The 25,373-nt window shown below is 30.0% G+C and carries 21 protein-coding genes, 1 pseudogene and 2 riboswitches; of the genes and pseudogenes, 2 read left to right on the top strand and 20 right to left on the bottom strand.

The window, feature by feature from the left end; all coding sequences use genetic code 11:
* The first annotated feature begins 73 nt into the window (after positions 1–73).
* Positions 74–638, top strand: a pseudogene (locus IR151_RS20440) (CD3073 family putative ECF transporter S component).
* Between the two features lie 204 nt (positions 639–842).
* On the opposite strand, the gene gatY reads toward IR151_RS20440, so the two are convergent.
* The 5 genes from gatY to IR151_RS07330 form a co-directional block, all read right to left on the bottom strand.
* Entirely contained in the window at positions 843–1,712 is an 870-nt protein-coding gene (gene gatY / locus IR151_RS07350; protein ID WP_227433870.1) for a tagatose-bisphosphate aldolase subunit GatY, read from the bottom strand.
* A gap of 19 nt (positions 1,713–1,731) precedes the next feature.
* Positions 1,732–3,672 (bottom strand): PTS fructose transporter subunit IIABC, encoded by a 1,941-nt coding sequence (locus tag IR151_RS07345; RefSeq protein WP_227433869.1) that lies wholly within the window; start codon positions 3,670–3,672, stop codon positions 1,732–1,734.
* 2 nt (positions 3,673–3,674) lie between these two features.
* Positions 3,675–4,595, bottom strand: coding sequence for a 1-phosphofructokinase (locus IR151_RS07340; RefSeq protein ID WP_227433868.1), 921 nt, complete (start codon positions 4,593–4,595; stop codon positions 3,675–3,677).
* Positions 4,596–4,697: 102 nt separating this feature from the next.
* On the bottom strand, positions 4,698–5,450 hold the full coding sequence (locus IR151_RS07335) for a MurR/RpiR family transcriptional regulator (protein WP_227433867.1): 753 nt from the start codon (positions 5,448–5,450) through the stop codon (positions 4,698–4,700).
* 337 nt (positions 5,451–5,787) lie between these two features.
* On the bottom strand, positions 5,788–6,936 hold the full coding sequence (locus IR151_RS07330; protein WP_227433866.1) for a glycerate kinase: 1,149 nt from the start codon (positions 6,934–6,936) through the stop codon (positions 5,788–5,790).
* 179 nt (positions 6,937–7,115) lie between these two features.
* Here IR151_RS07330 and IR151_RS07325 point away from each other — a divergent pair, with 179 nt between their 5' ends.
* Entirely contained in the window at positions 7,116–7,871 is a 756-nt protein-coding gene (locus tag IR151_RS07325) for a class I SAM-dependent methyltransferase (protein WP_227433865.1), read from the top strand.
* Positions 7,872–8,089: 218 nt separating this feature from the next.
* Here the strand turns inward: IR151_RS07325 and IR151_RS07320 are convergent, their stop codons facing one another.
* The 15 genes from IR151_RS07320 to IR151_RS07250 form a co-directional block, all read right to left on the bottom strand.
* On the bottom strand, positions 8,090–9,409 hold the full coding sequence (locus IR151_RS07320) for an APC family permease (protein WP_227433864.1): 1,320 nt from the start codon (positions 9,407–9,409) through the stop codon (positions 8,090–8,092).
* Positions 9,410–9,447: 38 nt separating this feature from the next.
* The gene (locus tag IR151_RS07315) at positions 9,448–10,200 is read right to left on the bottom strand and encodes a gamma-glutamyl-gamma-aminobutyrate hydrolase family protein (protein ID WP_255606356.1); all 753 of its coding nucleotides are present in this window, start codon (positions 10,198–10,200) and stop codon (positions 9,448–9,450) included.
* Positions 10,201–10,445: 245 nt separating this feature from the next.
* Positions 10,446–12,455 carry a sigma-54 interaction domain-containing protein gene (locus IR151_RS07310; protein WP_227433862.1) on the bottom strand — a complete coding sequence of 670 codons (2,010 nt, stop codon included), beginning with the start codon at positions 12,453–12,455 and terminating at the stop codon, positions 10,446–10,448.
* 276 nt (positions 12,456–12,731) lie between these two features.
* Complete coding sequence (locus IR151_RS07305) at positions 12,732–13,919, bottom strand: M20 family metallopeptidase (protein ID WP_227433861.1); 1,188 nt, start codon at positions 13,917–13,919, stop codon at positions 12,732–12,734.
* Between the two features lie 13 nt (positions 13,920–13,932).
* Entirely contained in the window at positions 13,933–15,324 is a 1,392-nt protein-coding gene (locus IR151_RS07300) for a YfcC family protein (RefSeq protein WP_227433860.1), read from the bottom strand.
* 148 nt (positions 15,325–15,472) lie between these two features.
* Positions 15,473–15,652, bottom strand: a riboswitch (Lysine riboswitch).
* A 119-nt stretch (positions 15,653–15,771) separates the two neighbouring features.
* The gene (locus IR151_RS07295; protein ID WP_227433859.1) at positions 15,772–16,593 is read right to left on the bottom strand and encodes a class I SAM-dependent methyltransferase; all 822 of its coding nucleotides are present in this window, start codon (positions 16,591–16,593) and stop codon (positions 15,772–15,774) included.
* A 107-nt stretch (positions 16,594–16,700) separates the two neighbouring features.
* Positions 16,701–17,465: an ATP-binding cassette domain-containing protein gene (locus IR151_RS07290; RefSeq protein ID WP_227433858.1), complete on the bottom strand. Its 765-nt coding sequence runs from the start codon at positions 17,463–17,465 to the stop codon at positions 16,701–16,703.
* A complete protein-coding gene (locus IR151_RS07285; protein ID WP_227433857.1) occupies positions 17,449–18,399 on the bottom strand; it encodes an ABC transporter ATP-binding protein in 951 nt (316 codons plus the stop codon). The genes IR151_RS07290 and IR151_RS07285 overlap by 17 nt, the downstream gene beginning before the upstream one ends.
* Before the next feature lie 14 nt (positions 18,400–18,413).
* A complete protein-coding gene (locus IR151_RS07280) occupies positions 18,414–19,250 on the bottom strand; it encodes an ABC transporter permease (RefSeq protein WP_227433856.1) in 837 nt (278 codons plus the stop codon).
* Between the two features lies 1 nt (position 19,251).
* Entirely contained in the window at positions 19,252–20,199 is a 948-nt protein-coding gene (locus IR151_RS20435; protein WP_227433855.1) for an ABC transporter permease, read from the bottom strand.
* The gene (locus IR151_RS07270; RefSeq protein ID WP_227433854.1) at positions 20,199–21,779 is read right to left on the bottom strand and encodes an ABC transporter substrate-binding protein; all 1,581 of its coding nucleotides are present in this window, start codon (positions 21,777–21,779) and stop codon (positions 20,199–20,201) included. Before IR151_RS07270 ends, IR151_RS20435 begins: the two co-directional genes overlap by 1 nt.
* A gap of 161 nt (positions 21,780–21,940) precedes the next feature.
* Positions 21,941–22,055, bottom strand: a riboswitch (cobalamin riboswitch).
* 111 nt (positions 22,056–22,166) lie between these two features.
* Complete coding sequence (locus IR151_RS07265; protein ID WP_227433853.1) at positions 22,167–22,865, bottom strand: methyltransferase; 699 nt, start codon at positions 22,863–22,865, stop codon at positions 22,167–22,169.
* A 2-nt stretch (positions 22,866–22,867) separates the two neighbouring features.
* A complete protein-coding gene (locus IR151_RS07260) occupies positions 22,868–23,641 on the bottom strand; it encodes a Rossmann-like domain-containing protein (protein ID WP_227433852.1) in 774 nt (257 codons plus the stop codon).
* On the bottom strand, positions 23,619–24,674 hold the full coding sequence (locus tag IR151_RS07255; RefSeq protein ID WP_227433851.1) for an ATP-binding cassette domain-containing protein: 1,056 nt from the start codon (positions 24,672–24,674) through the stop codon (positions 23,619–23,621). The genes IR151_RS07260 and IR151_RS07255 overlap by 23 nt, the downstream gene beginning before the upstream one ends.
* Entirely contained in the window at positions 24,664–25,359 is a 696-nt protein-coding gene (locus IR151_RS07250) for a GTP-binding protein (RefSeq protein WP_227433850.1), read from the bottom strand. Before IR151_RS07250 ends, IR151_RS07255 begins: the two co-directional genes overlap by 11 nt.
* Positions 25,360–25,373: the final 14 nt, after the last annotated feature.

The raw sequence follows: 25,373 nt of genomic DNA, 5'->3' as shown, positions 1-25,373 counted from the left end.
GAAATATACAATTAGTAATCTTTTATAATCTATACTATGATAAATATATACACTTTTTTAGGAGGTATTATAATTGAATACTAAGAAAATAACATTTTCTTCAATGTGTATAGTTATTAACATTGTTTTAGGTATAGCTATATCTATGATAAATATACCATTATTATTTTTAGATACGGTTGTACTGTGCTTGGATCTGTAGTATTAGGGCCTTTTTGGGGTGCTCTTATTGGTGGCTGTACAAACTTGGTTTTAGGAGTTATATCAGGCCCTACGAATATACCTTTTGCCCTTGTAAATATTGTTCTTGGTCTTATCGTTGGTTATATTTCTAAGAAAAAAGTTTTGGTTATAAGGAGGCTATTATTACAGGACTAATTCTATCTGTTGTTTGTCCTTTAATTGGTACTCCTATTTCAGTTTTATTGTTTGGTGGTTTAAGTGGAAGTGGTGCTGATTTATTAGTCGGTTTTTTAGTTCAGTCTGGTCAGAAGATATTTACTGCTGCATTCTTTCCAAGAATACTTAGCAATATAGTAGACAAGCCTTTATCTTGCATTATGGTGGTATATTTTATATGTAAAATGCCTAAAGGTTTTATAAGCCAATATAGTAGAAATACATCTAGCTCGTCTTAATAAGTAATTTATCACATCTGACTTATTAATCTTTATAATGAAGTCATCTACTCGTTTTGTATAATATTTTTATTAATTTTTAATATTAACAACTTAATTAGGTAGTATTTAGATTGTTTTGACTATCCAGTTTATTAATCAAAAAATAAAATAAGGGTTCTATGATAGAACCCTTACATTAATCCTACTTATTATTTTCTTTTATTAACACTCCACTGCCCCTACTACTTTTCCTACACATCCACAAACTTCCATCCTACTCTTAACAAATTCTTTAACCGAATCTAGACCTTTTTTACCATATTTCTTAGGGTCAATTACCTCTGGGTCAGAATTAAGCACATCCTTAACCCCATTACTATAAGCAATCCTTAACTCTGTTGCATAATTAACCTTACAAATTCCTCTTTTTATAGATTCTTTAATAATCTCATCTGGTATCCCTGACCCACCATGTAATACTAATGGAACTGATACAACCTCTCTAATTTCAGACAATCTATCTAAATCAAGCTTTGGCTCTCCCTTATATAACCCATGTGCTGTGCCTATTGCTACTGCTAAAGATGATACCCCTGTTCTCTCTACAAATTCTTTTGCTTGTAGTGGGTCTGTATATGCTCCACCATCACCACCATCTAAATCGTCTTCCTTACCTCCAACTTTACCTAATTCAGCTTCAACAGGTATATCTGAAGGTGTACATGCATCTACAACAGCTTTAGATATTGATATATTATCTTCGTAACTTTCATGAGAACCATCAATCATAATAGAAGTATATCCAACTCTAAGTGCCTGCATTGCTAGTCCAAAACTTGAACCATGGTCTAAGTGCATAGCCACAGGAATACTTGCCTTTTCTGATGCAACCTTTACATTTGCTAAATAATAATCCAATCCTGCATACTTTATTGTTGAAGGTGTTGTCTGTAGTATTACAGGTGATTTAAGTTCTTCAGCAGCTTCTATTACTGCCATAACCATCTCCATATTTTCAACATTAAATGCTCCTACTGCATAATGCCCTTCTTGTGCATCTAATAATATTTGTTTAGTTGTCACTAATGCCATAATTCATCCTCCTATATATTTATAATGATTTAATTTCTTCATTATTTAATTTTGATACTATTTCTATGCTTGTCTTACTATTTATTAACTCATTTAAAAATTCTTCGTCCATTAGTTTTGCAGATAGTTGAGACAATGTCTTTAAATGTAAATTATCACCATTGTCTGTAGCTGCTATCATAAATATAAGATGTACTGGGCTTCCATCCTCTGATTCAAAATCAAACCCTTCTTTTGATACACCAACTGCTACTCGTGGTACTTTTACTGCATCTGTTTTTGCGTGTGGTATCGCTATGCCCATACCAAAACCTGTAGATGATATTTCTTCTCTCTTATGAATTTCTTCTTTAAATTTATTTTTATCTAGAAGAACACCTGATTTATCAAGTATTTCAACCATTTCATCAATTACATCTGTTTTATTTTTTCCTTTAACATCTAAAACTACTGTTTCTTCGTTATACAAAGAGATGTTATTAGATACGTTTTCCGATTTTGTAATTTCATTTTTATATTCATTTTTATATTCATTTTTATATTCATTTTTAATTTCATCTGTATTTTCTATAGTATTATTGTTATTTACTACCTTAGGTGTAACTATCATATAAAGTATTGCTCCTACTAATGAACCTGCAAGTATACATCCTACCCATAAAAGTGGCTTATTTACTAGTCCTAAGACTAAAAATCCTCCATGTGGAGCTGGTACTTCTATTTTCATTATGTAAGTTAAAATCGCTGATATTGATGACCCAATCATAAGTACTGGCAACACTTTCAGTGGATTCTTTGCCGCGAAAGGTATCGCTCCTTCAGTTATATGAGTACTACCTAGTATATAATTAATTAATCCTGCCGCTCTGTCTTCTTCTGTAAATCTATTTTTAAATAAAGTAGATGCTATAGCTATTACTAATGGTGGTGTTATACAAGCTGCAGATACACCTGCCATAAATAAGTAGTTTCCTTGACCTAGAAGCATAGTTCCAGTCACATATGCTGCTTTATTTACTGGACCTCCCATATCAAATGCTGACATACATCCTATTACTAATCCTAGGATTATAGGACTTGAGTTCTGTAACCCTGAAAGGAAATTCATCATAGCATTGTTAAGAGCTGAACATGGTCCCCCAAGTAACAACATAGATATACCAACAACACCCACACTGACTATAGGAATTATAAAAATAGATTTAAGTCCTTCTAACTGTCTTGGTAATTTTCTCAATAAGTACACAAATAATTTAACTGCATAACCTGCCAAAAATCCCGATATAATTCCACCTAAGAACCCTGAACCTGTGTCAAACGATATCATTCCTCCAACAAGCCCTGCCAACATACCAGGTCTACCTGATACAGATTGAGCTATAAACGCCGCTAATACAGGAACCATCAAATTCATAGAATATCCACCAACAGATTTTAATGTAGCTGCTATCTGATTATACTGTTCTGAATTTGGGTCAAATGAGTAAATCCCCCACAAAAATGATATAGCAGTTAGCACTCCACCTGCTACTACTAAAGGTAGCATATGAGATACTCCATTCATTAAGTCTTTATATAGTTTTTGACCAAACGACAAATTCCCTTCTTCTGTAAATTTGCTACTTGATGTATTTCCCTTTCTAACTGCTACTTTACCATCAATACACTTTTGTATAAGCTCACTAGCTTTGTGTATACCTTCTTTTACAGGCACCTCTATTACTGGTTTTCCATTAAATCTATCCATATCAACGTTTTTATCACAAGCAACTATTATTGCATCTGCCATTTCGATATCTTTTGCTGTTAATTTATTCTCTACTCCTATGGCTCCATTTGTTTCAACTTTTATATCACATCCTAATTCTTTAGCTGATTTTTTTAATGCTTCTTCTGCCATAAATGTATGTGCAATTCCAGTTGGACAACCTGTTACCCCAAGGATTATTTTTCTCCCCATTTTTATACCACCTTTCTGACTTTTATATTTTTTATGTACTCTTCTACATTCGCCAAACTACCGATACCATTACTTTCAGCCACACTTGCACCCGTTGCAGCAGACCTTTTCAATGCTTCTTCAATATCTTCTGGATTTTCCAACCATATACTTAAAAAAGCAGCTAATGCAGAATCACCAGCACATGCAGAGCTAACAACTGTAACTGGTTGAGCACTAGCATAATAAATTGCTTCTCCATTGTAAAAATAAGAACCTTTTTCTCCTAAAGTTAGTAATATATTTTGAGCTCCTTTCAAATGTAGTAACTTAAGCACATCCTTAATATCCTCTTCATCTCTTACAATAATTCCAAATATATCTTTGATTTCTTCATCATTTGGTTTTATCAAGTATGGATTATAATCTAATAACTCCTTTAATTTCGGTGAACTTATATCAAGTATTGTTTTTATATTTTTATTTTTACAAATCTCAAATATATCTTCATAGTAATTATCATCAATACCAGGTGGTAAACTTCCACTTATTGACAAGTAATTTATATCTTCTAATGACTCTATCTTCTCTATCATTTCTAGCTTTTGCTTTGCATTTACATATGACCCAGAGTTTACAAATTTAAACTCATCATTTCCATCATTTAAAAATATATTTATACGAGTAGTATCTTCTACCCAGGTAGGTAGTACATCAAACCCTTTCTTTTCACTTTCTTCAACTATATATTTTCCTGAGAATCCTCCAAAAAAACCTAATATCTTGGACTCTATACCATAATAACCTAGTACAAATGTCACATTTAAACCTTTTCCATTAGGAGAATATGTAGCATTTGATGTACGATTTACTAATTTACTTTTTATACCGTTAGTAGATATGTTCATATCTATTGCTGGATTCGTGGTTAATGTATATATCATTGTCTTCCCCCTTGCTTCTGCTGTGTATGTTTTCATTATAATAAAAAAGTCTATGAAAATCTTTTCATAAAAAGAAAATAGATTTTCATAGACTTTTTCAATTTAATTTTCAGAATTATTATATTTGACCATATAATCTATAATTATCCTAGATATAATGTACAATGGTAACCTAGATGACACTTCATACTCAGAGATTGAGATATGATAATGTTTATATCCTACAATATATAAATCAGAATAGTTTATAAGTTTTGCATTTTCACTACAACAACATGTTATAACTTTGGCTCCACTTAAATTGGCATTTTGTGCTGATTCTACAAGTTCTTTAGTGTTTCCATTCAACGAAAATATGATTATAAGTTCATCTTCTTTCATTGATTTAGATTTTATTTTCATTATATTAGGGTCATTTATAAAAAACACATTAAAATCAAGTAATTGTAACTTAAGGCTAAACTCTTTTGCTACATATTCAGTAAGACCTCTTGCTAAGACGTATATCTTACTAGATTCATTTATAGTTTTTATTATATTAATTAGTGTAGTTAAGGATATTTGTTCTATAACTCGTTGTGCTTCTATAAAAGACTTGTTTATTATATCCCCCATATTGTGTATATCATTATTTTCATCTTTTACTGTCAACCTGTATCTAAGTTCATTAAATCCATTTAGGCCACATTTTCTAATTGCTCTTGAAACAGTTGCTGGAGACGAATATGTTTCATGAGCAATCTCTACTATGGACAATTCTGATAATATTGACTCATTTTGATTTATAAATTTAATTATTTCAAGTTCCGTTTTCGTTAGATTTTCAGAATTACTTTTGTTTAGCTCAATTATCATATTTTTTCTCTCCTTGTATATAAGTTTTTTGTCTAAATTTATCAAGTAATATAATAATATATTTCCTCTTAACTACTTATTTTTATACACAATCATGATTTAGTCAATGTCTATAAGTATAAATTTATAATATTATAATTTTGTACTTTAATTTATTCTGTAATTACTATGTTATTTTGCAATAAAAAAGTAATTACTTAATCACTAAGATTGAGTAATTACAAATTTTTTAGCCTGCAAGTAGCTTATTATGAATATTTAAAATTATTTTCAATATGGATTAATATATCCTCTAAAGGACTTATTTCAATATCAAACCCTAGCTATGTCAGTCTTTTTATTTAGTACTTTTTAATACCTTTATAAGATTAAATATTTGTACTGTTGTGGCAGTCATATTATTACTTGCCGTTTCCTTATCCATTGCTTCTTCTATGGTCATAGCCCTATTTACTATAGAAAAATAAGCATCTATCCCTTCTTCATTACACTTAACTGCATCTTCTGTCGTTGCTCCAGCCAAACCTATTACTTTTGCCCCATTTTTTTTAGCCATCTTTGCAACTCCTATTGGTGCTTTGCCCATAGCTGTTTGATTATCCAATTTACCTTCTCCAGTTATTACAAAGTCTGCACATTTTAACTCGTTCTCTATTTTAATTTCTTCTAATATTATTTTTACTCCAGATTCTAATTTTGAATTTAAAAACGCTAAAAATGCAAAACCTAATCCACCTGCTGCTCCAGTACCTTCTATATTGGCTATGTCTTTATCTAAATCACTTTTAACTATCTTAGCAAAATTTCTAAGGCCATTATCTAACTCTTCAATTATTTTTGGTGTTGCACCTTTTTGAGGTCCATATATGTACGCTGCTCCATTTTTACCAAACAGTGGATTATTCACATCACAAGCTATTTTAAAGCTACATTTATCTAATTCTTTTAACCTATTATCTATTTTTATATGTCTTATTTCATTTAAAACTTTTCCACCTAACCCTACTAAGTTGTTGTTTTCATCATAAAACTCAAATCCTAAAGCTTGAAGCATACCTACCCCAGCATCATTAGTAGCACTTCCACCTATTCCAACTATAAAATTTCTATAGCCTTTATTTATTGCTTCTTTTATTATTTCTCCAACACCGTAAGTTGTGGTGCTTAAAGGATTTCTAAGTTCAGTTGGAACTAATGTTAATCCTGATGCTTGAGCCATTTCTATTATTGCTGTATTTGTACTTTTTAATAATCCATATGTCGCATTTACTTTCGTAATTATTGGTCCAGTGACTTCTATAGTTTCTTTTTCACCATTCATACCTTGTACTAAAGCGTCTACTGTTCCTTCCCCACCATCTGCAAGTGGCAATATCTTTACTTTTGCATCTTTTTCAACTTTTAATATCCCCTTTTTTATTGCATTTGCTGCCTCAATTGAAGATAAACTGCCTTTCAAAGAATCTATAGAAATTAATATTTTCATATTTATCTACTCCTTATTTTAAAAATAAAAATTTATAAGTTTTAATTTACATTCTATTTTATACTCTACTCCTTTCTTTGTACATACAGTTTCTTGTTTACATCCAGCTCTTACTAGAAATATGCTATACTTTATCATAATTAGCAAGTTGTCAAATCATAATTTAGGAGGATAAAACTATGGAATCTAAATATACAGAAATAAACTCAAAGACCTTTGATAAATGGAATAAAGAAGGCTGGGAATGGGGACAACCTATCAGTCATGAAGTTTTTGAACGAGCCAAAGCTGGAGATTGGTCCGTTGTACTGACACCCACTAAACCCGTTCCGAAAAATTGGTTCTGTGATATGAAAAATACAAAAATACTAGGATTAGCGTCTGGAGGCGGACAACAAATGCCAATTTTCACTACATTGGGAGCTCAATGTACAGTTTTAGATTATTCAACTTCACAATTATTAAGTGAAAAAAAGGTTGCAGAAAGGGAAAAGTATTCTATTGAACTTGTACAAGCTGACATGGCAAAGCCACTACCTTTTAAAGATGAAAGTTTTGACTTAATATTTCATCCAGTTTCTAATTGTTATGTAGAAGATGTATTACCAATTTGGAAAGAGTGTTATCGTATACTAAAAAAAGGTGGCATACTTTTATCTGGACTTGATAATGGCATCAATTTTGTATTTAATGAAGAAGGAACAGAATTCCAATATAGGCTTCCATTTAATCCTTTAAAAAATAAAAATATATATGATGAATCAATCCAAAATGATTGGGGAATTCAATTTTCTCATACAATTGAAGAACAAATAGGTGGACAACTACAAGCAGAATTTATTTTAACAGATATTTATCAAGATACAAATGGTTCTGGTAATCTTCATGAATTTAATATTCCATCATTTTACGCAACTAGAGCAGTAAAAAAATAAAACTATTTATACAAAAAGCGGTATAACACCAAAATGCTATACCACTTATCATAAATTTAAAAGAATCCTTATAAAATATCTATAAATATAGCCCTTTGTGAATTTCAATACTAGAGATAAAATTCCAAAAACTACACACGATTATATTTATACATCCAATTTATAGATAGAAAATTTATTACAATCTTTATAATTTTATTCTCTAATAATTATAAGAATTACTTGACTTCAATATCATTATATTTTTTTGAATATACATTAGTCATATAGAAATATATAGGAACTACAATTACCATACCACCTAGTCCCCAAACTATCTTCATTGGTTCATCAATACCTGCTTTTATCAATAATACTATACTTATAGCTACTGCAAATATTGGTATAATCGCTCCTCCAGGTATCCTAAAGTTTATGTCTTTACCAGCATACTTCTTCCTTAATATTAATACAGCTAGACAGGTAGGAATATATTGAATAAATCTAGATACAACACTTATTTGAGATAGTGTTGTAAATGACCCTGACCATGCTATTAATAAAGTTCCTATAACAGAAACTATAATTGCTATATATGGAGCTCCATTTTTATTAGTTTTTCTTATAGACTTAGGCATTAATCCTTGCTCGACCAAAGCAGCCGCAGACCTTGGTGTAAATATAGATGATGCAATATTTATTCCTCCAACAGATACTATAGTCCCTATTGTAATTATATATCCACCTATAGGACCTAACATTTTAATAGCGGCATCTGCAACAGGAGTCGCTGACCCTCTTAATCCATCTCCCAATACACCTATACTTATCCCCAATATAAGCATATATATTACTGATACTACAAACATTACCATTACTAATGCCTTAGGTACATTTTTCTTAGGATTTTCCATATCTTTTGCTGCAACAGCTAAAGATTCAAACCCCGTAAAAGCATAAAATAAAGTTATTGATACTGCTACAAAAGCTGATGATGTACTTTGACCTTTTTGTATTATTATAAATGGCGTAAAATTAGAGCCTTTTATAAAAAATAAACCTACAGCTATAAATAAAACTATTGGTAATAATTTTCCTATAGTCATTATATTGTTTAAATGCTTAGATTGCTTCATTCCCATAAAATTTATAAGCCCAAGCCCTCCAACTAATATACCAATTATTATATTTTTAATAAGTGGCTCTGCTGCTTGAGGCCATATAGATGATAGTGTGACTGCAAAAAAGTTTGCCATAGTTGCCCAAGCAATCATACTAACTATCCACTTCATAAATCCAACTTCAAACCCAATAAAATCTCCAAAGGCCTCTTTTGCATAAAGATACGGCCCTCCATCAGTATCAAACCAACTCCCTGCTTCAGCAAAACATAAAGCAATAGAGACAGCTAAAAACATACAAAAAACTAATACTAAGATACTCGCTGGACCTATACTTGTATATGCATCTCCAGGTAAGCCAAATATACCTGACCCTATTATTGCATTAATCCCTAATAATACAATACTCCAGAAACCTAACTTAACACTTTTTTTCATTGTTATTCCTCCAAACTCAACTTAAAATATAGTTATAATTATTTTTCTTTAGATGCTTCTTTAACTATCGCCATAAATATTTTTTTCATATTATCACAATCCTTAGTCATCATTTCTGGATGCCATTGTATGCCTATTACAAACTCATTCCCATCCTTTTCTATAGCTTCAATTAAACCATCTTTAGCAGTAGCTGAAACAATATATCCTGGAGCTACCTTATTGACAACTAAATGATGGAAACTATTAACTAGGATTTCTTGTTCTCCTAATATTTCATACAACTTTGTACCCTCTTTTATCTGTGCTGTATGTGTAGGTATATTAGATAAATGTTGCTGATTATGTTTTATGTAAGCTCCTTCAATTAAAGATAAATCTTGATATAAACTCCCTCCCTCAGCTACATTTATAATTTGTTCACCTCTACATATACCTAACACTGGTTTTTTCATATCTAAAGCATACTTTAATAACTTCATATCAAAAACATCTCTTTTAGGTGATATTGCACCTAGCTTATTATGAGGTTCCTCCTTCCATATAAGAGGATTTACATCTTGTCCTCCTGATAGTATAAGTCCATCTATATTTGATACTTGTTCCTTTATAATCTCATCATCATATACAATTGGTACAATATATGGTATAGCTTTACACATAGCTACTGACTGTATATAGTCATTATTTACATAAGCCCTTTCATAACCAGGAAACATCCCCCCTTCATCAATTAATAAGTTTCCTGATATTCCTATTACTGGATATTTCTTTTTAATCACTTTCTTCACCCCTTAAATTATTTATGAACAATAAAAAATGCTACTTCTCTCTTAAAGAGCAAGTAGCATACCAATATTTTAATTGTTTAAAAATTCTAATTTATTTTTAAAATACTTTTTCTAAGGAATCAGTTATATAAATCACTCTATTGATTTATATTTTATTTTAATCCTATTTAATTCGACTTTTTGAATAGTGTTAATTCTAATTAATAGGCAAAATAGGCATTCATACTTTCCTTTTTATTAACCTATTAAATACTATTTAATATATTTTTTCCTCTTCTATTTAACTCACTTCCCTTTCTACCTGATTCACATATTATCAAATCTAGTTCTTTAAGTATATTAAGTATTCCCCTTACCTCACCTTCTGTTATACTATAACCTAATTCATTTATTGAATTAACAATACCATTTCTACCTATGTTTTTATTAAGGTTATTGGCATTTTTTAAGCATTCCATTACTAATCTTACTTTTTCTATAGATGTTCTATCTTTTAATGTACTTATTTCTTTACTATAGTCTTCAGTTATATTTAGTAAATTATGAGGTAAGTCATTAATTAAAATAACATGTTCAGAACTCATAATGTTAATATACATAGCTGTATTTTTTAATTCTCTTATATTCCCTGGCCATTCATATGAATTAATAATGTCTTTAACATCTTGACTAATTTCCCTCTTCCTTTTCATAAAATGCTTTAGCATAACTTCTATATCTTCTTTTCTCTCTCTTAAAGGTGGTATGTTTATAGGCAATACATTTATCCTATAATATAAATCAGCTCTGAACCTATCTTTTTTTATCATTTCTAATAAATTTTTATTTGTAGCTGCAATTACTCTTACATCAGTGTCTATTACATTTTCCCCCCCAACTCTCATGACTTGATTTTCTTGTAATACTCTAAGTAATTTGCTTTGTAAATATATGGGCATGTCTCCTATTTCATCTAAAAATATAGTTCCATTATTAGCTTGCTCAAATAAACCTTTTTTCCCTCCTCTTAAAGCACCTGTAAAAGCACCTTCTTCATATCCAAAAAGTTCACTTTCAAGTAGGTTTTCTGGCATAGCTGCACAGTTTATCGCTATAAATGGCTGACTATGCCTTGGTGATGCATTATGAATAGACTGAGCCATAAGTTCTTTTCCTGTTCCACTTTCTCCAGTTATAAGAACTGTATAATCAGATTCCGCTATTTTCATACCTAGCTCTTTAGTTCTTTCCATTTTTACTGATACTGTTTTTATGTCATCAAAGGTATACCTAGCAACTTGTCCCTTTTCTCTAAGCTTCTTTGATAGGTTTTGTTCCAATTTCCTTATGTAAGTTATTTCTTGAATACAAAAATAATATCCAGTCACCCTTCCAAAACTTTCTATATTATACTTATTTACATTTAAATATTTATTATTAAACTTTATAACTTCATCATGTGCCTTACTTAATCTAAAAATCTTTTTAATATTTTCATTCTCTAATTCATCTATATTTTTTCCTATAATATCATTTTTAATATCTAGTATATCACTCAAGCTATTATTACAAATAATTACATTTTCCTTCTCTGATATCATTGCCATACCTAGGTTTGATAAGTTTATTATAGAATTCAATTCATCTGCTTTTATAGTAAGTTCTTTATATTTAGTATTTATTCCTGAATATAAACTAATCACTTCATCTGTATACTTAATTAGCCTCTCAGTAATTTCCTTATCATCCAGTTTGAGTTTTGCTATTATTTGAATAAATGTTGAACTATCAATATACCTATGCCCTAAATCAATAACTTCTTCAATATATTTTGGAACTAAATCTGCTTCTCCTGGTGTTACAGCTATCTTAATATTTCTATATTCTTCATTAGGATTATATGGTATGAAATTTAAGTGATTTATTCCTATATTGTATAAATTAGATATTGTTTCTAATACAGTGTGCTTATTATCATTTACTACTAATACATCTATTCCTTCTGGTAATGAAAATAACTTGTATATATCCTTTTGCTTTATAGTTCTATTTATAATTATTATCTTTGAGACATCTTTTACATATTTTTTTATTTTCAATACTCTATCATCTATCATTACTAATATTATGTCATCTTTTATCGATTCTTCTTCTGTTATTCTATTTAAATAATAGTTTTTTATTATTACTTTATCTTTAAATATCAGCTTTAGGTTTTTATTTAAAAAACACTCTAATTTAGATAATCCATCAGTTACTACTGCTATTGTTTTCATTATAAATCTATCCTTTCTTTTGTTTATATTATATAAAATTTTAATAGTTCTAATATAGTTCAAAATCTTTTAACTTATATAAAGCAAAAGTTATGCCAAATTGATAGATTTCTTATTTTTTATTTAACCTTAAACTAGAAATATTATTATATGATTAAGATTAGATAAATAATATAACTTTAGCTATAGAATCTACAAAAACATGACTCCTATCAAAAAATAAAAAGGTATTACCAACTTTCTGGTAATACCTTTTTATCTTATTTTTAATTTAAATTAATTCAAATGATTTTTCTTAATCTCATCAAGTAGCCCATCTTCTAGGTAAATTTCTAATGCACATCCTACCATTGCCTTTACTGCTTTGTGAAGTTTATCATAAGCTTCCTCAGAATTTGCATAATTTAGAAACTCTTTTTCATGAACATATACCATTGGATTTATGTCTAGAGCTATTTCCGTATACATAGTAGGACAAACTTGGCTTACGTTTCCTATGTCTGTAGAACCTACTGGACCTTCTTTTCCTTCTAATATATCTGTTATACCTGCCTCAATTAGATTATTCTTTGTTATATTCTGAAGCACCTTATTATTTATTATATTGTCAAAAGAATTTTCAAAGTATCTATAAGAAAGTTTAGCTCCTGTCATTAACTCTGCACCTTTTGCACAGTTTATAACCTTTTTAGTTACTTCATCTAAATAACTTCTTTCAGCAGCTCTTACGAAAAATTCACAGGCAGCTTTTTCTGGAACTATGTTTGGAGCTTCTCCTCCATTTGAAACTATCCCATGTATTCTAACATCTGATTTTACATGCTGTCTTAGTGCATTTATTCCTGCAAAAGTAAGTTGTACTGCATCTAATGCATTAACACCCATATGAGGATGGCTAGCTGCATGTGCTGATACCCCTTCAAAACTAAACTCTATTGAATCTATTGCCAAAGCCTTGCAGTTTATGTTATTAAAAGCTTCTATATGCATCTGATAACTTACATCAACATCATCAAAAGCTCCTGCCTTAACTAAATCACACTTTCCTCCTGTTGTTTCTTCAGCTGGTGTTCCTATTAGTACAATTTTTCCTTTAAAATTTTCTTTTAACTTACTTAGTACTATACAAGCTCCTAATGTAGATGCAGCAATCCAGTTATGCCCACAAGCATGACCTGGTTCTTTATTTTCTCCATATCCAGGCAATGCGTCATACTCAGCTAAAAATGCTATAGTTGGACCATCATTATCCCCTAGTTCTGCTCTAAAAGCAGTATCCATATTACAGTATGGATAAGTTGTATCAAATCCATATTCCTTCATTTTATCTACCAAGTACTTTGATGATATATATTCTTCTTCTCCTAGTTCTGGATTGTTAAATATAAAATCACATACTTCTTCAATTTCTTTTCCCAGTTCATTCTCTATCTCATAAGCTCTTTTCTTTATACTTTCAATCATAATATACCTCCTATTAGAATCCAACAAATAATCCTATTGTTAAAAACACCATTACAGTAATTGTTAATACTACCATTAAAGGCATTACAAATCTAACCCACTTTGACCAAGGAATATTAGCTACTGCTAGTGCTCCCATTAAAACACCTGATGTAGGTGTTATTAAGTTAGTTACACCTATACCAAATTGATAAGCTGTAACTATCATTTGTCTAGATACATCTACTAAATCTCCAAGTGGAGCAAGTACAGGTATTGTAAGTGATGCAAGTCCTGATGCAGATGGTATAAAAAATGCTATTAAACCTTCTATTAAGAAAGTTAAATTTATAAATATAGTCTTTGGAAGTCCATTTAATAAATTTGCGGCAGAATTTAAAATTGTATCTATTATAAATCCATTTTCTGCTATTATTACTATTCCACGTGCAAATGCTATACATAGCCCTGCTGTCATTAAATCTCCTGCTCCACTTATAAATGAATTAACTATGTCATCTTGTTTAAGCCCTGATGCTATTCCTGATATTATACCTATAGCTGTAAATATCATTGCAATTTCAGTTATGTACCATCCTAGCTTTAAAACTCCATATATCATAATTGCCATACCTATTGTGAAAATTGCTATTACCATAGCTTCTCTTTTTGTAAATTCTTTTATGTTTGTATCAGTATTAGCCATTGATTCTTGATTCAATGATATACCATGTACTAAAGACTTCTTAGGGTCTTTTTTAACTTTATTGGCATACATCATAACAAATCCTATAGATATAGCCATATATATTATAAACATAACAACTCTCAACTCTATCCCAGAACCTGGTGTTATTTGTGACAATGCTTGTGCTATTCCTACAGAGAAAGGATTAGTAGTAGCTGCTCCAAATCCAGCTGTTGCTCCTATAAATACTGTAGCCACTGCTGTTAATGAATCATATCCCATACTGGTCATGAGTGGAATAAATATCATATAAAAAGGTAGTGTTTCTTCACTCATTCCAAATGTTGTTCCACCTAATCCAAATAGAATCATTGATATAGGTATTATTAAGAATTGGAATCTTTTCATTTTATTTACAGTATGAGCTATAACAGCTTCTATAGCTCCTGTTTTGTTAACTATTCCAAAAGCTCCTCCAACTATCAAAACAAATCCAACTACTTCAGCTGCATCTATAAATCCATTTATAGGTGCTGTAAATACATCAGTAATTCCTTGTGGATTTGATGCTGCTTTTTCATAAGTTCCAGCTACAACAACCGACCTTCCATCTATATCTACCCTTTCAAAATTTCCACTTGGTACTATCCAAGTAAGAACTGCCATTACTACTATTAGTAAAAATATTATAGTAAGTGTCTGTGGCATAGTAAACTTTTTCTTTTTTAAACTGCTCATTTTTAATCTCCCCCACTTTTAAAATTAAAATATTTTATTATTGCTTTCCTTTTCTATCCTATTTTATATAGATGTAAAAAAGCTCAACATGGATACATGTTGAGCTGAATGCGCTAAATACAATATACCTACATCTTCCCTTTATCTTAGTTAAGATAGCTCTCCATCAAAATTCGGGATAATTTTGATGACAGTACTGTACTTATTAAATACAGCCCCAGCACTAGATTTGGACACTAGCACTTCGGCACTTACTCCTTTTATATTGCTTCATTGGCTTCCGACCTCTTCAATATTAATCTTAGTAAATGCGACCTCTACCTCAATCTTTTTATTAGATGAGGTAATTCTTATTAAATTTTATTTATTCTAAATAATTGTAGCATAATATGTCGAGATTGTAAATATTTTCAGAAGAGTTTATATGCTTCCATAATATTAACAAATCTAGCTTATACTATTCCAGTATATAATTACAACTTTAGTTTTATGTTTAAAAATATATTTGTTTTCTCTTTTTTCTATTATATTGTCTATATACTTATCCAACATATCGCTAAAGTTAATCTTTTTATTTAATTCTGTTTCCATTTTAAAAAGTATATCCTCTACACTATCGAATTCAATTTCATTTTCTACATCAATAAACTTTATATCTGCACATATATTTAAAGAATGTAGTATATTTGGAATGTATATATAATCTGGACAAGTTCTATCTTTATCACCTAAATCCATATACAAATCATTAAATAATGGTTTTTGAATAGTTCTCACTATAATCACTTTTTCTTTAGCTAGCTTATCCATCTTACTCAAAGCATCTTTAATATCCCAAATTCGATAAAGAGAATTCACAGATAAAATATAATCACTATGCCCAACATTAATCTCTTCCCATTTTCCTTGTATTGTATCTATATTAGTTATATTATGTTCCCTAGCCTTTCCTTCAAGCACATTAAGCATATCTATTGAAAAATCATTAGCAATTATACCTTTACATTTCTTAGAAAGTGGAATAGTAAATTTTCCGGTACCTGCACCAATTTCTATAAGATTTTTTCCTTCATCTATTAACTTATCTACAAAATTAAATACTTCTTTTGAATAATCATAAAGCGTTGGTCTATCATCATATTTATGAGATAATTTTTTAAAAAACTTTCTTTCCGCTTCATCATCAAAAGCTCTTTCTCTTGCATATCCTTCTTTACTTTCAATATACTCATGCCATTTTTTCTCAAAATCTATATCTTTATAGTACATAATTACTTTTCCTTTCTAAAAATATTAGGGCGAGATTTGTAATTTTCTATACTCAAAAAACTACTCTTACTAATGTAATGATTGATTAAACAATTGATTACTATATTTTAAAAATTAGTGAAATTCTCAACAAGCTCTTTGGTATAAGCATGCTTTGCACTTTTATACAATTCCTTAGCATCTATAATTTCAACTATCTTGCCATTTAACATGACTGCAACCTCATCACTAACTTCTTTTACTAAGTCTATATCATGAGATATAAATAAATAGGTTATATTAAACTGTTTTTGAGCTTTCTTCAAAACCTGTATAACTTGAGCTTGCACAGATACATCTAGCATTGATGTAGGTTCATCTAATATCATAAATTTAGGATTTAATAAAAGCACTCTAGCTAAAGCAACTCTTTGTATTTGTCCTCCACTTACTTGATGTGGGTATCTATTTAAAATTTCCTCACTAAGCCCAACAAAACTTAAATATTCCATTATGTATTCTCTTGCTTTATTCTTTTCGTAGAGTTTATGAATTTTTAATGGTTCCACAAGGCTGCCATATATAGTTTTTTTAGGGCTTAGGGCAGAATCTGGATGTTGAAATATTATCTGCATCTCTTTTCTTAAATCCCTCATTTGAGAAAAATCATAATTACTGATATCTCTACCATTAAAATAAATTTTACCTCTGTCACATTTAATAAGTCTTAAAATAAGCCTTGATAAAGTTGATTTTCCGCATCCACTTTCTCCTACAAGACCTAAGGTTTTTCCCTCTTTGATTTCAAAAGATACATCATCTACCGCCTTAACTATCTTTTTATTGATTATTCCGCTTTTAAACTCCTTATAAAGGTTATAAACTCTTATCATAAAGAAAACACCTCACTTTTGAACCATTAACATCAAATAGTCTTGGTTCATAATCAATACATGTTTTTTTTGCAACCTTGCATCTCGGAGAAAATCTACATCCTTTTGGTAAGTTTGTTAGACTTGGCGCTATCCCTTCAATGGGTATTAATTTTTTATTTGGCTGTGAATCAATTAAACCTCTCGTATAAGGATGTAGTGGATTATTAAAGATACTATTTTTTGTACCCTCTTCTATGATTTTACCTGCATACATAACTACAACTTCATCACAAAGCTTTTTAGCTAGCATTAAATCATGAGTTATAAGTATCATGCTAACACCCATATTACTTCTTAAATCATAAAATACTTCATATACTTGCTTTCTTATTATTGCATCCAACCCTTTAGTTGGTTCATCTGCAATTACCCAGTTAGGTTTTAGTGCTGTCCCTATAGCTGCTAATGCTCTCTGACTCATACCTCCACTTAACTGAAATCCATACGAATTATAAACCAACTCACTATTTGAGAAAAAAAATTTTTTTAATATCTCCAAACTTTTACTCTTACAAGAATTCTTTTTTTCTTTTCTATGATAATAAAAAAGTTCATTCATATGACTTCCTATTTTCAATATTGGATTAAAAGAACTTGATGGATTTTGGGGTATTAACGCTATTTTTTTCCCTCTGATTTCTCTAATTTCATTTTCTTTAATTTTTAGCAAATCTTTTTCTTCATATAAGACACTGCCTGAAACAGTTGAGTTATTAGATACAAGGTTCAAAATCCCTAGTCCTAGTACCGATTTTCCACTTCCAGTTTCTCCAATAATTCCTGTAATTTTACTACTTTGAAAGGTTCTAGATACTCCATCTACAGCTCTTACTTTTCCTTCCTTAGTATTAAAATGAATTTTTAAATCTTTTATACTTATATCTCTATTCATAGTTTTTATTCCTTCTAAAGATATTGGCTTAAAGTGTTGCTTTTTTCATCAAACATATCCCTTAGTGCATCTCCAATTAAATTTATACTGCAACACAATAATAATATACTAAACCCAGGTGCTAATAATAGATTTGGATAGCTTCTAAAATGAGTCTTAGCATCATTTATCATAACACCCCAATCTGCTTGTGGTGGTTGTATTCCTAGACCTAAAAAACTTAACGATGCCATAGAAAGTACACTTTTTCCTACCCTTATTGCAAATAGTACTATAAAAGGAGCAAATATATTTGGAATTATATAGTGCAAAATTATATAAATATGACTAGCCCCTAGTGCTCTTGCACCTTCAACATATTTTTCTTCTTTTACCTTTAATACCTCTCCTCTAACTATTCTTGAAAAACCAGCCCAAGAAGTGAATACTATTGCAATTAATAAACTTTTTATACCTGGCCCAAGAACTCCAGCAAGAGCAATCATAAAGCTAAGACTTGGAAGACCTTGAAATATATTTACAATTGACTGTATTATCGTATCTACTATCCCACCACAATATCCTGCTATTATACCCACAAAACTACCAAATAGCATTGTTAATAATGTTGCTAAAAAAGCTAAAGATATTGATACTCTGGCTCCATATAATATCCTACTTAAAATATCTCTGCCTAGAGTATCTGTGCCAAGTATATGTTCTCTAGAAATTCCCATTAATCTATCATCCATTTGTACTTTATTAGGGTCATATGGAGCTAACTCTGGTGCAAATATTGCAACAAGTATCATAATTATTAGCACTAAAAAAGCTAGTTTATGTATAAATAACATTTCTTTAAATTTATCCATCTCATTTACCTCCCACCCTCATTTTAGGATTAAGAAATAGGTAACATATGTCTACAATTAAATTAAACACTATAAATATAATCCCTGTAAATAGCACATATCCTTGTACCACTGGATAATCTCTACTCATTATTCCTTGTATTACATAACTTCCCATACCTGGAATACTAAAAATAACCTCAACCACTGTGGAGCCTCCTAAAATAGCACCAAAATAGTTTCCCAGAACTGTTACAATGGGCATTAATGAATTTAAAAAAGCATACTTAAAAATAACTATTTTATTTGACAGACCCTTAGCTTTTGCCACTGTTATATAGTTTTGTCCTATACTTTCTATTAAAGTTGCTCTATTTAACCTTGCTACAGTTCCTATAGTCCCAGCTGCTAAAACAAATCCAGGCATTATTAAATGTTTAATCGTACCATACCCACTCGTAGGTAGCCATCTAAGATTCTCACAAAATATACTTAACATAATAATAGCTAACCAAAACCCTGGAATAGATATCATAAGTAAAAATACAAAAGTGCCAATCTTATCTATCGCTGAATCCTTTTTTAAAGCCATGATTATAGCTAATGGTATAGATAACACTATAACAAAAAACATAGCCATTAAAGATAAAGAGAAGGTTATTGGTAACCTTCTTAATATCTCTTCTGTAATAGATGTCTTTTTGATATAGGAAAGTCCTAAATCTCCAGTCATAGCTTTTTTAGTCCAATTAATATACTGAACTATAATATTATCATTTAACCCTAATTCTTCTCTAACTCTTTCTATTTCTTCATCTGTAGGAGCAGAAATACCATCCATGCTTAAATATTCAACTGCTGGGTCACCAGGTGCTATAACCCCTAATATAAATCCTAGAAAAGTTATTCCTATCAAAATAGGGATAGTCATCAATATCCTTCTAATTAAATATTTAAATGGTGTTTTCACTACTTACTCCACTCCATATTTGCTAATGTAGTCCCATATAATGTAGGTTTGTATCCAGTTATTTTTTTATTATAGGCAATTAAGTTAACATCTTCAAATAATGGTATAGCTGATGGATGTTCTGCTGATATATCTTGAAGCTCATTATATATTTTACTTCTTTCATCTAAATCCATTGTTTTTTCTAATTGACCTATTAATTCATCTGCTCTTTCATTTTTATAGCCCAATGAATAAGCTATATTACTTGACCCTGTGCTTCTCATATAACTATCAAATATAGAAAATGGTTCTGCATTTGGAAGCCCTTGAGTGTGAAGTGCTATGTCATAATTTCCTGCTTTTTGTGCTTCCTTAAAAGCAGCACCATCAAGTATAGTTATTTTAGAGTTTAATCCAACTTCACTTAATACAGATTGTATATACTCTGCTACAGTTTTGTATGGATAACGGTCTACACCATAAGATGGTATTATAAACTCTAACTCTTTTGTTTCCCCTTTTAACTCATTCTTTATAATTTTTTTTGCTTTTTCTGCATCATAAACAGGTTTAATTTCCTTAGCAAAAGGTGAACCTTGGTTCAATATATTCATAGTCGGAGTTCCATATCCTCCATAAAATTTATTTACTATAGTTTCTCTATCCACCAACAAGCTTAGTGCTTCTTTTATCTTAACATTATTAAATGGTGCCCTAGTACCGTTTGTAGATACAAATTGAGTTATTGTTGATGGAGATGTTTTAATCTCAAAGTTTTCATCCTTTATTAGCTCACTAGCTAACTCTGGAGTAATAGCCCCTAAATCCATAACACCCATAATTTCCTCTGATTTAAGTGCTGTGTAACGAGTTTGTGCATCTTTAATTACATTTACTCTTACATTTTTAACTTTACTTTTATCTCCATAATAGTCTTGATTTCTCTCTAACAAAACAAATTGTTCTTTTTCTCGTTCTTTTATCTTAAATGGACCAGTTCCTTGTGCATACTTAGTAAAGTCTCCAGTTTTTACATCAAAACACTCTGGACTATACATAGCACTTCCAAATCTAGCCATGTTGTATATTAAAGTTGATATTGGTTTACTGAAAGTAAGTTTAACTTCATAGTCAGAAACTTTATCCACACTTTGTAAATTAGGATATGTCTTTTCTATATCAAACGAATAAAAAGGTGAAGATTTCGTTTTCATATTCATATAACGTTCAAAATTTTTTACTACTGAATCTGCATTCAAATCTACACCATCATGGAATTTTACACCCTTCTTTATTGTAAATGTCCATTCTTTATAATCACCTGAATTTGACCATTTTTCTGCAAGTTCTGCCTTTGGTTTTCCATCATCACCCAACCCTATTAACGGTTCCCAAACATAGAGTATAGAACTTGTGTAATAAGCATCTTGTTCACCTGGTGCCAAATCTCTAGCTGCTGCTAAAACTACTTCCTTTTCATTATTCATCTTACTAACATCATTATTTTCCTCTGGCTTACTACACCCTGTTAGCAATGATAACATCAGCATAATTGCTAAAATTATACTACTCAGCTTCCCTTTTGAAATCTTCCTCATAATACATTTCCCCCTTATTTAGAAATATGAGCATAAAAAAAGTTATAGCAAATAATGCTATAACATCCCATTTTAATATGTATACTTTAAATTCTAAATTCCATATACAAGACAATAAATCTAGTTGCTCCCCCCTAAATTTATTTACTAATATTTAATGTAGGTATCTGACTTACATTTCATTTTCTCAGCCTTTCTAAATAACATCTTTTGGCTATGCAGAATTTATCCATGCTTACAGTGATGGGTTCGTGTTGGATTTTCACCAACTTCCCTACTCTTTAAATACGTTTATTCAATTCTTAGTTTAATTGTATGCAATCTTATATAAATTGTCAACTTAAATCAAAATATAGCACTATATGCAAAATTAAAATTTACAATTATCTATCTATTAAAGTCTATTATAAAAACAGATATATTTTTTTCATATGGAAGGTAATAAGCTACTTTATCTCCCTTAACTATATTTTTCATAATATGATTGTATATAGTTTCATACTCTCCGCCTTCATCATAAGACTTAGCATACCTAACTATGTCATCTTCACAAGTAAATGTCTGTCCAAATTCAAGACTTAATGGTATTAATTCATATCTAAGTTTCTTTTCATCTAATAATACTTTTAAATTTTTTGAACTATGTCTTTCCACCACATCCATTCTTTTCTTAGATACTGGAATATGAGTTTTGGACTTATCATTAACAATTGCAATTAATCTATCACAATGCCCAGTAAAAAATTCTATATTCTCATATGAAAAAAAAGAAATTAGTATAGTATCAAATTTTGTATTTATATCTTTAAAATCTTTTACCATACACCTAATATTGCTTATATTATTGTCTTTTATTGATTTTTCTAAATAATTTATAGCATTTTGGTTTATATCAATACAAGTTATATCTTTCAGTTCTTTGCTTAAATACATATCTATTAAACCTAATCCACAACCTACATCACAAAAAGTTTGGCTATCTTTGATGTACGGAATTATTTCTTTAGCTAATATCTTGTGAAAACCAGTATATTCACTTGCATCAACAAAAGATTTTATTGTAGTATCATTCCAATTCATTCTCATATTTAAATTTCCCCACTGTCTTTTAAATTTACTTTCTGACCTGTACTGTAAAACATACTATTTCTCTCATTTCCACTTATTATGCTCATTACTTTATCATGTTCTTTAATTACAAATCCTGATAAATCATTTACTCCATACTTAAATAATATAGGTGCCATTGGAGTTGCTGGACCTACCAATACCACATAAGCATTTTTGCTTAATTCTAAATACCAAGGAAAAGTTTTTGTACTTAATGTGTAACAAGATATAACTACAAAGTCCTGTTCAGGTAAGATATATGGTGCTGAAGTCTCTGGATAATCACCATATATATCTTCACTTTCTATTATGGATAAATCACAAACAGGTGCAAATAGTTGTTCTAAATAGTGAAAATGACCTATAACCGCTACCTTTTTTCCCCTTATCATATTCTGGTATGAAATAAAAGGGTCATTAATTCTATCTTCTATAAAATTGTTTTCATTTAACTTTATATTATTTTCTTTTGAAACTTTTACAGAATTATAATAAGAATTTATTGCAGCCAAGCCAATTCCTGATTCTGTGATATTCCAAGACTTAATACATCCAGCTATTTCATATAAAGATTTTCCTTTAAAAGATTTTACAAACTCTGGAGGACGCCCATCTTCACTATATACAAAACCTATACCACTACCTACACTACTTCTTACTAAAATATTATGTTGCCCAACAGCTATATCTTCAACTATTATCTCCTTAGGAATTCCTTCTATTAAATCATCATAAAGTTCCCACAAAGTCATTTACCTCCTCCTGTACAATACTTTCTATTTCTTTTCTATTTAAGACTTCACCTTTTCTAACCTTGTGCCTAATATCTAGTAAAATATTATCTAAGCTTTCTATGTATTTAATACTTTCTATTTCTTCATCTGTTGTAGATATTACCTTTGAAATTCCACCATTTTTAATAACTATTCTTTTATTAGCGTTTAAAGCTAATATAGGGTCATGTGTTGAAATCAAAATTATTTTTTCCTTTTTAGATAATAGTCTTAGAGCTTCCTTTCTATCTATACCTGCATTTTCAATTTCATCAATTAAAACTATTGGTGAAGAACTCATATATGCAGTATCCGATATCATAAGAGCCCTTGATTGACCTCCTGATAATTGGGTTATCTTTGTGGTTAATTCAAATTTTTCTCCAGCTAGTTTATTAGCACAATAAAAACATTTTTTTACTATATCGTCTTGATTTTCACAGAAACGACTTTTAGAGTGCATTTGTAAAAATTCTTCTACTGTTAAATCCATTACAAAATTCATATTTTGTGAAAGTTGAGCTACTAGCTTTCCATCCATAACAAAACGAGTTTCATCACTTGGAATACTTTCATTTATTAATATTTGTCTGTTAGTAGGAGTGTCTCTCTGGGCTAAACATTCAATATCCTCTAACAGTCTACTTTTTCCTGAACCTGTAGGTCCAACAATACTTATAATTTCTCCAGTCTTTATTTTCAATGAGATAGCTTCTTTTTCTTTTAGCTTATTGTACCCACCATTAATAGTAATGCTTTCTATATTTAAACTCTTTTCATCTTGGCCAAATTCTTTTAAAAACTCCACCAATTTAATGTATAACTCTTCTTTTTCTATCCCAAAAGTTATATAAAATTCCTCATCTAAAGATTCTATTAGATTATTAAAAGTAATTGAATCATCTACATTACTTAGATTGTAATTTAAGAAAAAATCAAAGGCCATAGAGTAGTTTTCTTTTATCTCTTTTATAGACATGTTTAGTAAATTTTCATAATTATCATATTTCATAGTCAAACTCCATTTTCTTTATCATTCCCATTTGATAAGATTCTCCAATTCTAGTCTCTCCAGTACAGTAAGAACACACTGATGCTGGTGTTGTAAAACGTAATTGTTTTTCCCTAAGCGTGGTTATTTCTTTTATATCACTTAAATATTTCTTAAGTAAAAATACTCCTTGTCCTGTGATTCCATTTATAAATATTATCTTAGCTTTTGAGTTTACTTGACGTACATTAAAGGAAAATACCTCCCTTTCTGCTTGTGATACTATGTCTCCTTTTGTAATTACAACAATATCAGCATATTTTAGCATTGGTCCTATTTTTCTAGGTGTATTTATCCCTGATAAATTATCTATTACACAAACTGCTGGTATAGTTTTTATATAGGGTGAGCAACGATTACAAAGCCCTGCACTTTCAGTAATTAAAATATCTAAGTTTAATTTTTTAGACCAATAAAGTGCATCTTCAATATTACTTATAAAAAAATGGTCTGGACAAATTTTACCAGATAGTCCAATTTGAACAGGTATATTATTCTCTTCATATCTAATCTGGTCAAAAGATGTAAGACAGTCAAACTTTACTACTCCAACCTTATTTTCTTCTGCCTCCATAGCTTTAATTAGATGAAGAATAACAGATGTTTTTCCGGATGATGGTGGCCCTGCTACTGTAATTAGTTTCATATCAATTCCCCTTT

The sequence above is a fragment of the Clostridioides sp. ES-S-0006-03 genome (assembly GCF_020662275.1).
Lineage (GTDB): Bacteria > Bacillota > Clostridia > Peptostreptococcales > Peptostreptococcaceae > Clostridioides.
Note: the sequence above shows the minus strand (reverse complement) of the source record. Positions and strands in the feature narration are given on the sequence as shown.

Coding starts and splice junctions, on each gene's coding strand:
- IR151_RS07300 (WP_227433860.1), bottom strand. CDS start 15,324: ATGAGCAGTTTAAAAAAGAAAAAGTTTACTATGCCACAGACACTTACT.
- IR151_RS07285 (WP_227433857.1), bottom strand. CDS start 18,399: ATGAATAGAGATATAAGTATAAAAGATTTAAAAATTCATTTTAATACT.
- IR151_RS07310 (WP_227433862.1), bottom strand. CDS start 12,455: ATGAAAACAATAGCAGTAGTAACTGATGGATTATCTAAATTAGAGTGT.
- IR151_RS07340 (WP_227433868.1), bottom strand. CDS start 4,595: ATGATATATACATTAACCACGAATCCAGCAATAGATATGAACATATCT.
- IR151_RS07280 (WP_227433856.1), bottom strand. CDS start 19,250: ATGGATAAATTTAAAGAAATGTTATTTATACATAAACTAGCTTTTTTA.
- IR151_RS07330 (WP_227433866.1), bottom strand. CDS start 6,936: ATGAAAATATTAATTTCTATAGATTCTTTGAAAGGCAGTTTATCTTCA.
- IR151_RS07295 (WP_227433859.1), bottom strand. CDS start 16,593: ATGTACTATAAAGATATAGATTTTGAGAAAAAATGGCATGAGTATATT.
- IR151_RS07250 (WP_227433850.1), bottom strand. CDS start 25,359: ATGAAACTAATTACAGTAGCAGGGCCACCATCATCCGGAAAAACATCT.
- IR151_RS07335 (WP_227433867.1), bottom strand. CDS start 5,450: ATGATAATTGAGCTAAACAAAAGTAATTCTGAAAATCTAACGAAAACG.
- IR151_RS07270 (WP_227433854.1), bottom strand. CDS start 21,779: ATGAGGAAGATTTCAAAAGGGAAGCTGAGTAGTATAATTTTAGCAATT.
- IR151_RS07255 (WP_227433851.1), bottom strand. CDS start 24,674: ATGAAATATGATAATTATGAAAATTTACTAAACATGTCTATAAAAGAG.
- IR151_RS07290 (WP_227433858.1), bottom strand. CDS start 17,465: ATGATAAGAGTTTATAACCTTTATAAGGAGTTTAAAAGCGGAATAATC.
- IR151_RS07260 (WP_227433852.1), bottom strand. CDS start 23,641: ATGACTTTGTGGGAACTTTATGATGATTTAATAGAAGGAATTCCTAAG.
- gatY (WP_227433870.1), bottom strand. CDS start 1,712: ATGGCATTAGTGACAACTAAACAAATATTATTAGATGCACAAGAAGGG.
- IR151_RS07305 (WP_227433861.1), bottom strand. CDS start 13,919: ATGATTGAAAGTATAAAGAAAAGAGCTTATGAGATAGAGAATGAACTG.
- IR151_RS07265 (WP_227433853.1), bottom strand. CDS start 22,865: ATGAGAATGAATTGGAATGATACTACAATAAAATCTTTTGTTGATGCA.
- IR151_RS07320 (WP_227433864.1), bottom strand. CDS start 9,409: ATGAAAAAAAGTGTTAAGTTAGGTTTCTGGAGTATTGTATTATTAGGG.
- IR151_RS07325 (WP_227433865.1), top strand. CDS start 7,116: ATGGAATCTAAATATACAGAAATAAACTCAAAGACCTTTGATAAATGG.
- IR151_RS07345 (WP_227433869.1), bottom strand. CDS start 3,672: ATGGGGAGAAAAATAATCCTTGGGGTAACAGGTTGTCCAACTGGAATT.